A 13,888-nucleotide genomic window follows, 5' to 3' on the forward strand; every position below is an offset into this window, starting at 1 on the left:
GACTCGAATCCGTTTTTGAGCGTCTTCAATCGCGCCTGCTCTCCGGACTGCGTGCCCGCAGTGCCACCGAAATCCCCACCGACCCCGGCCTGTGCATCGAGCACGGCTTCATCGCCACCGACGGCAGCGAGCGGGCTCACGAAAGCGTCGAGATCTCGCTGGATTTCAAGCAGTGGCCCGACATGGAGCTTACGGTCAGCAGTTCCACGATGCACAAGGCCGAGCCGTCCCTGCTCGAACGGATCAAGGGTGCGGAGGTGCCGGCCGAGTACGTGCCCCTCATGCGGCATATCAAGACGGTCCGCGAAGGTCGGCGTGACGTGGGCGACTACCCGGGCGAGGAGTCGCTGGAGATGGTGCCCTCGGACGGAGGCTACATGACCCACACCTTTCGCTGGGAATCGCATTTCGCGTTGAACGATCCCTTCAAACCGGCGCTGGTGGTGGAGCTCACCACCGGCCATCTTTCCAAATGGCTGGACAAGCGCCCGACGATCAGCGAGCAGGACGCGGTCGCGCTTTTCGACGCGGTGGTCAACTCCATCCGGCTGCGCCCGACCACGCCGGCCAAACCGGCAATCGCACCCAAGGCCGCGCTCGGCACGCCGCTGGCGACCGGGCGCGCCTGCCCGCAAAGCGGAGTGTGGCAGGCGGAAGAGGGCGAACGCCGCTTCCTCCGTGAAGGCGACACCATGCCGGCCATCCAGGTTGCGGGCAAAGCCTCGCTCCTCGATCGGCTGCGCGGCGAGCGGGCGCTGAAGCGGCAAGCGACGATGTGGACCCTGGTCGCCTATGAGGCGGACGCGGCCCCGGGTTCCGGACCCGTATCCGGCGACGCCTCGCCGACCTGAGCCGCCCGATCAAGGAGCCTGCACCCATGCGTCCGATCATTCGCCTCGGCGACCCGACCTCGCATGGCGGCGCCGTGGTTTCGGTTGCCGCCGCCAACCACACGGTCGACGGCATCCCGGTTGCCCGCGTCGGCGATCTTTGTTCCTGTCCGAAGAAGGGTCATGGCCCGTGCACCATCGTCGAGGGTGATCCGCACTACACCGTCGACGGTGTTCCGGTGGCTTTTGAGGGGCACAAGACCTCGTGCGGGGCGTCGTTGATCGCCACCATCGGCCACTTCGCGCGCGATTGATACGCAACGCCATCGCATGGCGGCACCCCCATCAGGCGTGGCCGGCAGCGGGCTCATGACATCGCGGACGTGACTGGCGAGCGTGCGTCGCCGGCGAGCGCCGGGAAAGGGGCGGGCAAACCTATCGGAGCGAGATCACCGCCCAGCCCATGCTTTCCGCATGGGCGCGCAGGGTGTCGTCGGGATCGACTGCCACCGGGCGTTGCACGCGCTGCATCAAGGGCAGGTCGTTGTGCGAGTCGCTGAAGAACCAGGTCTGCTCGAAGCTGCCGAAATACAGGCCGAGGGATTCCAGCCAGGCGTCGACGCGTTCGATCTTGCCGGCCTTGAATGCCGGGGTGCCGCGCGGCTTGCCGGTGAAGGCGCCGTTCTCCTGCGCCGGGATGGTGGCGATCAGATGATGGATGCCGAGTTCGCGGGCGATCGGTCCGGTCACGAAGCTGTTGGTGGCGGTCACCACCACCACCAGCGCGCCGCGCGCCAGATGTTCGTCCACCAGGGCGCGCGCGCGCGGGGTGACCATCGGGCGGATGCTGGTTTCCATGAACTCGCGATGCCAGCGGTCGAGTTCCGCACGCGAGTGACGGGCAAGTGGCGCGAGCTGGAAGTCGAGAAAGGCGAAGATGTCCAGGGTGCCGGCCTTGTAGTCTTCGTAGAAGGCGATGTTCTTCGCTTCCTGCACTTCGCGGTCGAGCACGCCCTTGCCGATCAGGAACTGGGCCCAGGCGAAATCGGAGTCGCCGGCGAGCAGGGTGTTGTCGAGGTCGAACAGTACGAGATCCATGAATCTTCCGGATGAGTCGGGATGGGACGGGTCAGATCGCCAGGCCCTGCTGCATCATCTCGCGCAGCAGGGGCAGGGTGATCGGGCGTTTCTTTTCCAGCGACGCGGCATCGAGCGCATCGAAGGCCGCGACCAGGCTGGGCAGGTCGCGGCGGCCATGGCGCAGCAGAAAGTCGACCACCTCGTCGGCGAGCCGGATGCCGCGACGTTCGGCCAGGGCGGACAGGATCGCCGCGCGCGAATCGTCGTCGAGCGGCTGGACCTCGAAGATCAGGCATTGGCCGATGCGGGTGCGGAGATCCTCGCGCAATACCAGTCCGAGCGGTGCCGCCGGGCCTGACAGCAGCAGCGACTGGCCGTTGAGACGCGCACGATTGAACGCGTTGAACAGCGCGATCTGGGCCTCTGGCCGCAGTCGGTCGACGTCGTCGATCGCGACCAGGGCGTCGGTGGTTTCGGGCAGGGTCTCGCCCACTGCGTCGGCGCCGAGATAATAGGTGGGACGGCCACCGTCGGCAGCCAGTCTGACCGCTGCCTGCAGCAGGTGGCTGCGCCCGTTTCCGTTCGCGCTCCACAGATAGAGGTGAGGTGCCGGCAGCAGGCCGCGATCGGCGGCAAGCAGGGACAGGCTGGCGAGCAGTTCGATATTGGCACCGACCACGAAGTTGTCGAGCGTCGGCGGTGCGTCGGGGCGGATGTCGAGAACGAGCTGCTTCATGCGTCGTCCTGTTTGCCCAGATAGACCGGGCTGGCAAACCAGGCGCTGCTCACCTCGCGCAGTCCGACCAGCAATGCGGCACTCACGGGCAGGGCGACCAGTACGCCGACAAAGCCGAACAACTGGCCGAAGGCCATCAGCGCGAAGATCACCGCCAGCGGATGCAGGCCGATGCGTTCGCCGACCAGATACGGGGTCAGGGCGAAGCTCTCGATCACCTGACCGAGGGTGTAGACCACGCCCACCCCGATCAGCAGCGACCAGCCGTCGCCTTGCAGAAGTGCAGCGAGTATGGCCAGGACCAGCCCGCCACCGAAGCCGACATAGGGGATGAACCCCAGCAGTCCGGTCAGCACGCCGACCGGCAGCGCGAAGTTGAGACCGGCAATCCACAGTCCGACACTGTAGAGGATCGCCAGCAACACCATGACCGACAACTGGCCGCGCAGAAACTCCGACAGCACCCGATCCACATCGCCGATGATGCGCATGGTGCGCTCCAGCCACGGGCGCGGCACCACGGTCTGCAAGCCGGTCAGGATGCGCGGCCACTCCTGCAGCAGGTAGAACATCACGATCGGGATCAGGAACAGGGTGGCGAACACGCCGACCAGTGCGAGACCGCCGGTCTTGAGGTGCCCCAGCACGACCGGAACCAGATCCTGTGCGCTGTCCCAGTGCTCGGCCATCCAGTTGCGGAACTGCTCGGCGTCGAGCTGGATGTCGATGCCCAGCCGGGCCATCAGCAGCGGGCTTGCCTTGAGGTTGAACAATTCGATCAGGTCGGGCAGGCGGCGGATCAGGCTGACCGCCTCGCGATAGAGGAGCGGCATCAGGATGACGGCGAGCGCAATCAGCGCCAGGCCCATGCCGGTGATCACGAGCAATACCGCGGCCGTGCGCGGCACTTTGCGGCGGATCAGCCAGTCCACCGCCGGATCGCAGATGTAGGCGAATACGGCCGCGACCACGAAGGGCGTCAGGATCGGGGACAGCAGCCAGAACAGGCCGAACAGCGCCAGTGCGACGCCGGCCCATACGGCAGTTTGCAGACGGTCGGCGCGAGGTGTGGTCATTTCAAGTAAAATCTGTGGCTTGGCGCGGGTGCAAGCGACCCGCGAAACACATAAATGTAGCCACTTGGCGCTGCTCCCTCAAGCTCGGGCAGGCGCCGGGTGACTGAAAACTGCATTCAGCACTGCCAGAGGAACGACCTTGAGCGCCCACAAACCTTCCCTTTCCTATCGTGATGCCGGCGTCGACATCGAGGCCGGCGATGCCCTGGTCGACCGCATCAAGCCTTTTGCCAAGCGCACCATGCGTCCCGAGGTGCTGGGTGGCATCGGTGGTTTCGGCGCCCTGTTCGAGCTGTCGAAGAAATACCGCGAGCCGGTGCTGGTGTCGGGTACCGACGGGGTGGGTACCAAGCTCAAGCTTGCCTTTCAGCTGAACAAGCATGACACCGTTGGCCAGGATCTGGTGGCCATGAGTGTAAATGACATTCTGGTGCAGGGGGCCGAGCCGCTGTTCTTCCTCGACTACTTCGCCTGCGGCAAGCTCGATGTCGATACCGCTGCCGACGTGATCAAGGGCATTGCCCAGGGCTGCGAACTCGCCGGCTGCGCCTTGATCGGCGGCGAAACCGCCGAGATGCCGAGCATGTACCCGGATGGTGAATACGACCTCGCCGGTTTCGCGGTCGGTGCGGTGGAAAAGACCGACATCATCGACGGCTCGAAGATCGTGCCGGGCGACGTGGTCCTCGGCCTTGCCTCGAGCGGCGCGCATTCCAATGGCTATTCGCTGGTGCGCAAGATCATCGAGGTGGCGAAGCCCGATCTCGACGCCGATTTCCACGGCCGCACGCTGCGGGACGTGGTGATGGAACCGACCCGGATCTACGTCAAGCCACTGCTGGCACTGATGCAGGCCATGCCGGGCGTGGTCAAGGGCATGGCCCACATCACCGGCGGCGGCATCACCGAGAACGTGCCGCGCATTCTGCGCGACGAACTCACCGCGCGCATCGACGCCGCGAGCTGGACCCTGCCGCCGCTGTTCCAGTGGCTGCAGGAGGCCGGTAACGTCGAGGCGCAGGAGATGTACCGCGTATTCAACTGCGGCATCGGCATGGTGGTCGTGGTGGCCGCCGACCGTGCCGACGCGGTGGTCGCGCAGCTCGACGCCGCGGGCGAAACGGTATATCGCATCGGCCGCCTCGATGTCCGCGCGGACGGCGAGGCTCAGACCATCGTCGCCTGACCGGCGGCGCGTGCCGCGCCGAGGCCGCGGCGGGCACCCGGTCGCCGGCCGCGGCGTGCGGCTGGCCGGCTGCGCCGTGAAACTTGTCCGGCTGCAGGGTGTCCTGAGTTGATGGACGGCGCCCGCAAGCGGTGCCGAAGTCCATGTGCAATGTCCTTCCCGCGCTGATCGGGTGAGGCTTTACCGAGTCTGCCCCATGTCGGTTCGTCGATATTCCGTTATTGCATTGTGTACCGTGGGCTTGGTCGGGCTGGGTGCCTATGCCTGGGTGGCCAATCGGGGGGCCCCCGGGCCTGTTGCAGTCAGCGGCGGGGCTGCCGCGCCGGAAACGATGCCGGCGCTGGATGTCGAAGCCGTACCGGTCGCCACCCGCTCGATGGCGGACGATGTCACCGCAGTCGGTTCGCTGGTGTCGAACGAGTCGGTGATCCTGCGTCCGGAAATCGCCGGGCGGATCGCCGCGATCCATTTCCGCGACGGAACCACGGCGCGCAAGGGGGCGGTGCTGATCGAATTCGACGCTGCGGTTCAGCTTGCGGAATTGCAGCAGGCGAGGGCGAACCTGAGGCTTGCCGAATCCAATGCCCGTCGCGCCGAGGACCTGTTTTCACGCCGCTTCGTCAGTCAGAGCGCGCGGGACGAGGCGGCTTCCCGTCTCGAGGTGGCGCGCGCCACCGTGGCGCTGGCCACCGCGCAGTTCGAACGGACCCGCATCCGCGCCCCGTTCGACGGCGTGGTCGGCATCCGCAACGTCAGCGTCGGCGACTTCGTCAAGGATGGCGAAGTGCTGGTCAACATCGAGGACATCGCCACCCTGAAGCTCGACTTCCGCCTGCCCGAGTTGTATCTGGGGCGCCTGCGCCCCGGTCAGACCCTGGAAGTGACCAGTGACGTGCTGCCGGGCGAGATCTTTCCCGCTACCGTCGATGCGATCGACCCGCTGGTCGACGCGCAGGGTCGGGCGGTGTTGTTGCGTGCCAGACTGCCCAATGCCGACGGCAGGCTGCGCCCGGGCGTGTTTGCCCGCGTGCGTCTGATCCTGCAGGACCGGCCGGAAGTGCTGGTGGTGCCCGAGGAGGCGCTCGTTCCGGCACCGGGCAATGTGCAGTTTGTCTATCGAGTCGATGGTGACAAGGCACGCCGGGTCGCCGTCAGGACCGGCGCACGCCGGGCCGGCATGGTGGAAATCGTCGAGGGTCTGAGTGCCGGGGTGCGGGTGGTCACCGCCGGCCAGCTCAAGCTGCGCGACGGCGCAACGGTGAGGGTGGTGCCGACGGCAGCGACGGGCCACGCCGAAAAGGCGGGGTGAGGGAGCCGCCATGGTCATCTCCGAGATCTGCATCAAGCGCCCGGTGTTTGCCACCGTGCTGTCGCTGCTGGTGATCCTGATCGGCCTGATGTCGTACTCGCGACTCACTGTGCGCGAGTATCCGAACATCGACGAGCCGGTGGTCACGGTCGACACCACCTACAGCGGCGCCAGTGCCGAGATCGTCGAATCGCAGGTGAGCAAGCCGCTGGAGGACTCGCTCGCGGGCATCGAGGGCGTCGATGTGCTGACCTCGATCAGCCGCCAGGAGCGCAGCCAGATCACCGTGCGCTTCCGGGTCGAGCGCGACGCCGACAGCGCGGCGGCCGACGTGCGCGACCGGGTGTCGCGGGTGCGGCGCCGGTTGCCCGACGATGTCGAGGAGCCGGTGATCTCCAAGGTCGAGGCCGATGCCAACCCGATCATCTGGGTGGCGTTCTCGTCCGACCGTCACTCACCGCTGGAGATGAGCGATTTCGCCAGCCGTATCGTCAAGCCGCGGTTGCAGACCTTGCCCGGGGCGGCCGATGCACGCGTGTTCGGTGAGCGCCGTTACTCGATGCGGATCTGGCTCGATCGCGACCGGCTCGCCGCGTTCGGTATTACCGCGCAGGAGGTGGAGGACGCGATCCGACGCCAGAACGTCGAACTGCCCGCCGGCCGCATCGAGAGTCGCGAACGCGAGTTCGCAGTGGTCGCGCGCACCGACCTTGCCGAGCCGGCGCAGTTCGAGGCGGTGGTGGTGCGCGCGGCGGCCACCCCCGACGGCTATCCGGTACGCATTCGCGACATCGGCCGGGTCGAGGTGGCACCCGCCAACGAGCGCACGCTGGTGCGCTTCATGGGTCGGCCATCGATCTCGCTTGGCCTGATCAAGCAATCGACCGCCAATCCGCTCGATCTCAAGAAGGGCCTGGTCGAGATGCTGCCGGTGCTCGAGGCGGAGCTGCCCGAGGGCATGTCGATGACGATCGCCAACGACACCACCGTGTTCATCGAGCGCTCGATCGCGTCCGTGTTCACTACCATCTGGGAGGCCGTGTTGCTGGTGGCGGCGGTGTGTCTGTTCTTCCTGCGCAGCTGGCGGGCGATGCTGGTGCCGCTGGTGACGATTCCGGTGTCGCTGGTCGGCGCCTTTACGCTGATGCTGGTGATGGGCTTCTCGATCAACACCCTGACCCTGCTCGCGCTGGTGCTGGCGATCGGGCTGGTGGTGGACGACGCGATCGTGATGCTGGAGAACATCTACCGTCATATCGAGGATGGTATGGAGCCGCTGGCCGCGGCCTTCCGCGGGGCGAGGGAGATCGGTTTCGCGGTGGTGGCGATGACGATTACGCTGGCCGCGGTGTATGCGCCCGTGGCCTTCATGACCGGGCGCACCGGTAAGCTCTTTGCCGAGTTTGCGCTGACCCTGGCCGGTGCGGTGCTGGTGTCGGGCTTTGTCGCGCTGTCGCTGTCGCCGATGATGTGCTCCAAACTACTGCGCCACGAGGTCAAGCACGGCGCCGTGTATGTTGCGATCGAACGTTTCCTCGAATGGATCACCGCGCGCTATCGCCGCATGCTGGTGCGCATGCTCGGGCTGCGCTGGGTGGTGATGCTGGCCTTTGCGGTGGTGGCGGGCAGTGCGGTGCTGCTGCTCGGGCAACTGAAATCCGAACTCGCGCCGGTCGAGGACCGGGGGCGGGTGGTGAGCATCTTCAGCGGTCCGGAAGGTGCAACCATGGACTACATGGCGCGCTACGCGGGACAGGTCGAAACGATTTTTTCCAGCACCGCGGACGTGGATCGCTATCTGGTCATCACCGGCAATCCGACGGTGTCGCAGGGCATTTCCTTTGCCGGCTTCACCGACTGGTCGGTGCGTGATCGCAACGCTGCGGCGATTGCGGCCGAGGTCGGGCCGCAATTGCGCGCGATTCCCGGGATCAACGCGTTCCCGGTGCTGCCGGCGGCGTTTGGCCAGAGTCCGCGCTCACGCCCGGTCAGTCTGGTGGTGGTCAGTTCCGCATCGTACGAAGAACTGGGGCGCTACACCGAGCTGATCGTCGACGAGATGCGCGCCAACCCCGGCTTCGTGTCGCCGGATACCGACCTCAAGCTCACCAAGCCGGAACTCGGTGTGGTGGTGGATCGCGATCGCGCAGCCGATCTCGGGGTGTCGATCGATGTCATCGGGCGCACCCTCGAAACGATGCTCGGCGGCCGCCAGGTCACCCGCTACAAGCTCGATGCCGAGCAGTACGACGTGGTGGTGCAGATGGATGCCGGCAGTCGGGCCGATCCGCGCGACATCAGCGATATCTTCGTGCGCGGCAAGAGTGATGAGATGGTGCCGCTGGCGAGTCTGGTCACCGTCAGCGAGAGCCTGAGTCCGCGCGAACTCAATCACTTCGGCCAGCGCCGTGCGGTGACGATCTCGGCCAATCTTGCGCCCGACTATTCGCTGGGCGAGGCGCTCGCCTTCCTCGAGGACGCCGCGGGCCGCATCCTGCCACCTGGCTACGCGATCGACTACGACGGCCAGTCGCGCGAGTTCAAGAGCAGTTCGGCGAGTCTTGCACTGGTCTTCCTGCTTGCGCTGGCCTTCATCTACCTGGTGCTGGCGGCGCAGTTCGAAAGCTTCCGTGATCCGCTGATCATCATGCTCACCGTGCCGCTGTCGATGGCCGGGGCGCTGGGTGCGCTGTGGCTGACCGGTGGCACCCTCAATGTGTACAGCCAGATCGGGCTGGTGACCCTGGTCGGATTGATCACCAAGCATGGCATCCTGATCGTCGAATTCGCCAACCAGTTGCGCGACCACGGGATGCAATTGCGCGAGGCCGTGATCGAAGCGTCGGTGTTGCGCCTGCGGCCGATCCTGATGACCACCGGAGCGATGGTGCTGGGTGCGATCCCGCTCGCGCTGGCGACCGGTGCCGGCGCCGAGAGCCGGCAGCAGATCGGCTGGGTGATCGTCGGCGGCTTGCTGCTCGGTACTTTGTTCACGCTTTTCGTGGTGCCCACCGTCTATACTTTGCTGGCCCGTCGCGAACGGCAGCAAACGGTTTCGGACGAAGCCGGCTCGTCGCCCGCGACTGCAGACGTCTGAATCCGGAGACCATCATGGACACCTCGCTGCGGCTTCCCGCCGCTGACCCCTCGGCCCTGCAGTCCGCTCGCCCCATCGTGCGCCAGCTTGGCATCGACGCGTTGCGCGAACCGGCTGCGCCCGAGACCGGGGTGGCGACGCAGGTCAGTATCAGTGAACAGGGGCGGGCAGCGGAGCAGGCTACGCGCCTTGACGTCCCCGCGCCGCCTGTCGTTCCGGCCGCGGGTGCGCCAGCCGTAACGGTCGTTGCGCCGGTCGACACGGCTGCGGTTGCGGCAACCGTGTCCACCTTCGCCACCCCTGGCCCCGCTTCGGAGCCGGCACGCGTGCAGCTGACACAAGGCTCTGCCGAGACGCGCGGGGCTTCCCGCGCCCAGGCGCAGGCCGAGCAACGGCCGGATGCGGCCACCGCCGCAGCCCGTCCGTCGGTGCAGCTCTACCTCGAGAACAGTTCCCTGCCCGCCGCCCAGGCCGGGCCGTCGGCAGTTCGTATCTCGGCCTGATTTTTTTGGTCGTTCGCCATCGGCAGCCTGCTGCCGTTCAGCACGCCCGCGTGTCGTCCGATGCCTGTTACGCGCTGCGCAGACCCATCCGCTGTGTCAGCCAGATCGCGATCAGCGGCAGGCAGAGTCCCAGGGTGGTGACCGTCACCAGGAGCAGACCGAGTTCGCTGTAGTCCGCCGGCGTCTTCACCAGCCCGCTGGCGGGATCCTTGACCTCCCGGGTCACGATGAAGATCTGGTTGAGGTATTTGGTGCCCAGTTGCGCGGCCGACAGCGCAAGGTTGGTGAACGAGGCCATCACCGCAAAAAAGGTGGCCTTCAGATGCGAAGGCGCGGAGTTGGCGATCCAGGCCAGCATCGGCACCATCGCCACCTGGCCGAGCGGGGATTCGAGCGCGGTGTTGGCGATGGCGATGAAGCGCGCGTCGACGATGCCGCCCGTCATCGCTGCGGTCCATTCGTGGAGGCCGTAGTACATGCCGACGATGGGCGAGGACAGCGCGGTCGAGGCCAGGGTCAGGAAGATGACGATGTTGGCAATCGACTTCTCGGCCATGAAGCGACGAAACAGGAACAGGCCGGCCAGCGTCAGCGCGCTGGTGATGAGGTCGAGCTTGGACAGGAAGGATTGATCGAAGCCGAGCTCGTCGATCATCCACCACCCCGACCCGGCGCCGCTGCCCGGCATGGCGCGGAAGACGAAGATCACGATTGCGGTGCCGAGCAGGGTGCGGGACGCTTCGGGCGACAGCTCACGCAGCAGCTTCTTCATCATCAGCGCGATGACGGCGAAGGAGCCGGCAAAGATGATCTCCTGGCCGTAGGGTACGCCGGAGAGCCCCACGCTGAGGGTGAGCGCGACGAACGCGGCGCTGCCGCCGAGGATCCACCAGTTGGGTGCGGTTTTCTCCTCCGGGTCGTGGAGCAGGCGGTCGATGGCGGCGCGGCCATGGCCGAGTCCGGCCAGCCGCCGCGCCTCGCGTCGCTTGAGCACGCCGCCGAGCAGCACCCCGCTCACCGACAGCAGCGGGATGATCAACGCGTACTCGTAGATGCGCAGGTAGATCGCCACCTTCTCGGCCTCCGGCAGCAGTTCCGCCCCCTGGAACATCGCCACATTGGCCACCGACACCAGCACGCTGCCGCCGATGATCGCAACCCGGCCGAGCATCTGCATCGTGGTGTGCATCAGGCGGATGGTGTCGGTGTCGATCGGACGGCCGGCCTCGTCGATGCGCGGTACGGCCTCGACGGTCATCGCGTCGGCCACCGCGTCCTGCATCACGTAGCCGACCGGCGACAGCAGCACCGACAGCACGAACCAGGCCTCCACCGGCATCATCGCGCGCATCGCGTCGGGGCTGCCGATCAGGCCGATCATGATCAGCAGGCTGGCGGCGATCAGGCTCGCACCCAGATAGACCAATCCGCTCTTGTAGCGCCACAGCAGGTCCACCAGATGGCCGATCGGCATCTTCAGTGCCCACGGGATGCCGGCCCAGAAGCCGAGCGCTGCGAGAAAAGCGGCGGAGAGGTCGAGATAGTCCTTGATGAAGAAGGTGCCGACGATGCCGGTGAGTCCCGAGACCCCGGCGGCGCAATACACCATCAGCGGCGGCAGGTAGGACAGCCGCATTTCGCGGCCGAGTTCGAGAATGTTGCGATCGATCCAGCGGCTTGCCGCACTCAGCATCGGGTGGTCCTTCGGGGTCGTGTGTTGTCGGGGCTCAGCGCTGCAGCAGGCTTTCGATCCATGGCAGGAGCCAGGGCAGAGACAGGGCGGTGACCAGTCCGTTCAATCCCATCGCCAGCGCGGCGAAGGCCCCCGCCTGCTCGCTGACCTGGAACGCGCGCGCGGTGCCGATGCCATGCGAGGCAATGCCGATGGCGAAGCCGCGCACGGCATGGTCTTCGATACGCAGCCACTGATAGACGTAGCGCGCACCGACCGCACCGAGGATCCCGGTACTGATGACCAGGACCGCGGTAAGCGAGGGCAAGCCGCCGAGACGCTCGGCCACGGCCATGGCGATCGGCGTGGTGACGCTCTTGGGTGCAAGGGACATCAGCGACTCGCGACTGGCACCGAGCGCGGCGCCGATGGCGTAGGCCGACAGCGCGGCGGTGAGCGATCCGGCCACCAGGCTGACGATCAGCGGACCGGCCATGGCCTTGAGTCTGGGCCATTGGGCATGGAGCGGGATGGCGAGTGCGACGGTGGCCGGGCCGAGCAGAAAGTGGACGAACTGGGCGCCGTCGAAATAGGTGGTGTAGGGGGTGTCGGTCAGCAGCAGCACGCTGGCGAGGATCGCCACCGCGAGCAGCACCGGATTGGCCAACGGGTGAAAGCCGAGCCGTCGGTAGATCCAGAATGCGGCCTGGTAGGCGATCAGGGTCAGGGTCAGGCCGAGCAGCGGGGTGGCCGACAGGTAGACCCAGATCTCGCTGAGATTGCTGTTCATTGCGGTGTTTCCGGGTGCCGGCCACGCCGGCTCAGGGCCTTGAGGAGCAGGGCAGTGACGGCAATGGTCAGGAAGGTGCTGCCGACCAGTGCCGCGGTCAGCGGCAGCCACTCGTCGGCCAGTCGGGTGCCGTAGAGCACGATGCCGGTGCCGGCCGGCACGAACAGCAGCGACAGATGCTGGAGCAGGGTGCCGGCGGTGTCGCGCAGCGGCTCGTCCGGGCCGCCGCGCAGCATCAGGGTGACAAAGAGCAGGGCCATGCCGATGACCGGGCCGGGGATGGGCAAGTCGAGCGCGCGCGCGGCGGTTTCGCCGACGAGCTGATAGACGAGCAGGATGGTCAGGGCCTGGAGCATGGTAAGTCTTCCTTGGGTTCCGGGCGGAAGCTTAGCGCGGATGGCGGGGGGCGCGGTGAGGTCCGAGGGTGGGCGGGCGTGGAGGGGCTGGGCGGGCAGACACTCGCGGCCTTCGGCTTCCCGTTGCGAAATGCACCGATGGGGCGGCGATGCAAACTCGGTCGCTGCGCTCCCTCAGACATGCATCGCCTTGTTTCCCCATCGGCACACTTCGCAACGGCGCTCCTGACAGCCCGCCCAGCCCCTCCACGCCCACCCTGGAACGGTTCCGGGGTGATCAAAGAAAGCCGTGGCCGACGGTCCGGATCGCGATGCCGACCGCTGCACCCAGGGCGGCCGGCCTCCAGACCTGGGCGACGCGGCGCCCGGCCGAGATCAGTACCGCGACGCCGGCAACGTCGAGCGGGTGGATCAGGAAGCCGGCGCTGCCGTTCAGCGTTTCCACCGTGGCGGTGCCGTTCTTCAGCATTTCGTCCATCACGCCCATGTAGGCGGTGCCGCCCGCGATGTACTTGGTAAGCGTCGGCAGAATCAGGTTGGGGTCGAGGCCGACGGCGAGCAGGGCGGGCGCAAGGGCCGCGGTGAGCAGGTCGATGGCTCCAGTCATACGCAGCATCATGACCGCCACCAGGGCCAGCACCAGCATCGGAATGGCGCCGACCGCGATCTTGAACGCCTCTGCGCCGGCGCGGTTGATCACGTCGAGCACCCCCTTGGCGTCCTCGGCCACCCGATGGTGCAGGGTCTCGTCCATCGGTGCTTCAAGGGTCGACAGGCCGCGGCCGAACAGATGATAGGTGGCGGCGGCTGCGGTCAGCCCGCCGATCATCGACAGCAGCAGGGTGGGACCGAAGGCCAGGCCCATCGCCGCCATCGGAAAGGTCACATTGGCCTGCGCCATCGCCATCACCATCGCCAGCGTGGCGGCGAGGTGGCGATTGGATGCGCCGCGGCTCTCCATCATGGTCAGGGTCGCCACCGGGGCGGCAAAACTGACGAAATTGATCTGCAGCGCGGCGAAGATACCCAGCCCGGTCAGGCCTGCGGGGCGCAGCGCCGGGGCGAGGCGCACCACCACCCAGTCGAGTACGCCGCGCGCTTCGAGCAGGCGCATCAGCGCCAGCATCACCACCATGATCGGCAGCAGGACGAACAGCGATAGCTCCACCGCGGAGCGGCCGGCGCGCAGGATGATGTCGGTGAGGAGGTCCATGAGGGGGACGGATTGTTGCGGTGCGGGAATCGTAGCGTGA

At 66.7% G+C, this 13,888-nt stretch carries 13 protein-coding genes; 6 read left to right on the forward strand and 7 right to left on the reverse strand.

What is annotated here, in order from left to right; translation table 11 throughout:
* Both AC3A35_RS04530 and AC3A35_RS04535 read left to right on the forward strand, forming a co-directional pair.
* Positions 1-851, forward strand: an 851-nt coding sequence (locus AC3A35_RS04530; protein ID WP_487434728.1) for a T6SS immunity protein Tli4 family protein, incomplete at its 5' end; no start/stop codon positions are given.
* Between the two features lie 26 nt (positions 852-877).
* A complete protein-coding gene (locus AC3A35_RS04535; protein ID WP_487434729.1) occupies positions 878-1,144 on the forward strand; it encodes a PAAR domain-containing protein in 267 nt (88 codons plus the stop codon).
* 121 nt (positions 1,145-1,265) lie between these two features.
* On the opposite strand, the gene AC3A35_RS04540 is transcribed toward AC3A35_RS04535, so the two are convergent.
* The 3 genes from AC3A35_RS04540 to AC3A35_RS04550 are packed head-to-tail and all read right to left on the reverse strand — an operon-like array spanning position 1,266 to position 3,722.
* A complete protein-coding gene (locus AC3A35_RS04540) occupies positions 1,266-1,928 on the reverse strand; it encodes a histidinol-phosphatase (RefSeq protein WP_487434730.1) in 663 nt (220 codons plus the stop codon).
* A 31-nt stretch (positions 1,929-1,959) separates the two neighbouring features.
* Positions 1,960-2,646, reverse strand: a complete 687-nt coding sequence (gene hda / locus AC3A35_RS04545; RefSeq protein WP_487434731.1) for a DnaA regulatory inactivator Hda — start codon at positions 2,644-2,646, stop codon at positions 1,960-1,962.
* Positions 2,643-3,722, reverse strand: coding sequence for an AI-2E family transporter (locus AC3A35_RS04550; RefSeq protein WP_487434732.1), 1,080 nt, complete (start codon positions 3,720-3,722; stop codon positions 2,643-2,645). Before AC3A35_RS04550 ends, hda begins: the two co-directional genes overlap by 4 nt.
* Positions 3,723-3,861: 139 nt before the next feature.
* Here AC3A35_RS04550 and purM point away from each other — a divergent pair, with 139 nt between their 5' ends.
* The 4 genes from purM (at position 3,862) to AC3A35_RS04570 (ending at position 9,817) form a co-directional block, all read left to right on the forward strand.
* Positions 3,862-4,908 carry a phosphoribosylformylglycinamidine cyclo-ligase gene (gene purM / locus AC3A35_RS04555; protein WP_487434733.1) on the forward strand — a complete coding sequence of 349 codons (1,047 nt, stop codon included), beginning with the start codon at positions 3,862-3,864 and terminating at the stop codon, positions 4,906-4,908.
* Between the two features lie 196 nt (positions 4,909-5,104).
* Positions 5,105-6,217 carry an efflux RND transporter periplasmic adaptor subunit gene (locus AC3A35_RS04560; protein ID WP_487434734.1) on the forward strand — a complete coding sequence of 371 codons (1,113 nt, stop codon included), beginning with the start codon at positions 5,105-5,107 and terminating at the stop codon, positions 6,215-6,217.
* 10 nt (positions 6,218-6,227) lie between these two features.
* The gene (locus AC3A35_RS04565) at positions 6,228-9,314 is read left to right on the forward strand and encodes an efflux RND transporter permease subunit (protein ID WP_487434735.1); all 3,087 of its coding nucleotides are present in this window, start codon (positions 6,228-6,230) and stop codon (positions 9,312-9,314) included.
* A 14-nt stretch (positions 9,315-9,328) separates the two neighbouring features.
* On the forward strand, positions 9,329-9,817 hold the full coding sequence (locus AC3A35_RS04570; RefSeq protein ID WP_487434736.1) for a hypothetical protein: 489 nt from the start codon (positions 9,329-9,331) through the stop codon (positions 9,815-9,817).
* A 67-nt stretch (positions 9,818-9,884) separates the two neighbouring features.
* Here the strand turns inward: AC3A35_RS04570 and AC3A35_RS04575 are convergent, their stop codons facing one another.
* The 4 genes from AC3A35_RS04575 to AC3A35_RS04590 form a co-directional block, all read right to left on the reverse strand.
* Complete coding sequence (locus AC3A35_RS04575) at positions 9,885-11,510, reverse strand: MFS transporter (protein ID WP_487434737.1); 1,626 nt, start codon at positions 11,508-11,510, stop codon at positions 9,885-9,887.
* Positions 11,511-11,544: 34 nt separating this feature from the next.
* Positions 11,545-12,279, reverse strand: a complete 735-nt coding sequence (locus tag AC3A35_RS04580) for an LrgB family protein (RefSeq protein WP_487434738.1) — start codon at positions 12,277-12,279, stop codon at positions 11,545-11,547.
* A complete protein-coding gene (locus AC3A35_RS04585; RefSeq protein ID WP_487434739.1) occupies positions 12,276-12,635 on the reverse strand; it encodes a CidA/LrgA family protein in 360 nt (119 codons plus the stop codon). Before AC3A35_RS04585 ends, AC3A35_RS04580 begins: the two co-directional genes overlap by 4 nt.
* A 277-nt stretch (positions 12,636-12,912) precedes the next feature.
* On the reverse strand, positions 12,913-13,848 hold the full coding sequence (locus tag AC3A35_RS04590) for a nucleoside recognition family protein (protein ID WP_487434740.1): 936 nt from the start codon (positions 13,846-13,848) through the stop codon (positions 12,913-12,915).
* Positions 13,849-13,888: the final 40 nt, after the last annotated feature.

This window comes from Azoarcus sp. Soil_N_20 (assembly GCF_057656155.1).

Excerpts from the sequence above, each read along its gene's own strand:
- AC3A35_RS04590 (WP_487434740.1), bottom strand. The coding sequence starts at position 13,848 with ATGGACCTCCTCACCGACATCATCCTGCGCGCCGGCCGCTCCGCGGTG.
- AC3A35_RS04565 (WP_487434735.1), top strand. The coding sequence starts at position 6,228 with ATGGTCATCTCCGAGATCTGCATCAAGCGCCCGGTGTTTGCCACCGTG.
- AC3A35_RS04575 (WP_487434737.1), bottom strand. The coding sequence starts at position 11,510 with ATGCTGAGTGCGGCAAGCCGCTGGATCGATCGCAACATTCTCGAACTC.
- AC3A35_RS04570 (WP_487434736.1), top strand. The coding sequence starts at position 9,329 with ATGGACACCTCGCTGCGGCTTCCCGCCGCTGACCCCTCGGCCCTGCAG.
- AC3A35_RS04560 (WP_487434734.1), top strand. The coding sequence starts at position 5,105 with ATGTCGGTTCGTCGATATTCCGTTATTGCATTGTGTACCGTGGGCTTG.
- AC3A35_RS04540 (WP_487434730.1), bottom strand. The coding sequence starts at position 1,928 with ATGGATCTCGTACTGTTCGACCTCGACAACACCCTGCTCGCCGGCGAC.
- AC3A35_RS04550 (WP_487434732.1), bottom strand. The coding sequence starts at position 3,722 with ATGACCACACCTCGCGCCGACCGTCTGCAAACTGCCGTATGGGCCGGC.
- AC3A35_RS04585 (WP_487434739.1), bottom strand. The coding sequence starts at position 12,635 with ATGCTCCAGGCCCTGACCATCCTGCTCGTCTATCAGCTCGTCGGCGAA.
- AC3A35_RS04535 (WP_487434729.1), top strand. The coding sequence starts at position 878 with ATGCGTCCGATCATTCGCCTCGGCGACCCGACCTCGCATGGCGGCGCC.
- hda (WP_487434731.1), bottom strand. The coding sequence starts at position 2,646 with ATGAAGCAGCTCGTTCTCGACATCCGCCCCGACGCACCGCCGACGCTC.
- AC3A35_RS04580 (WP_487434738.1), bottom strand. The coding sequence starts at position 12,279 with ATGAACAGCAATCTCAGCGAGATCTGGGTCTACCTGTCGGCCACCCCG.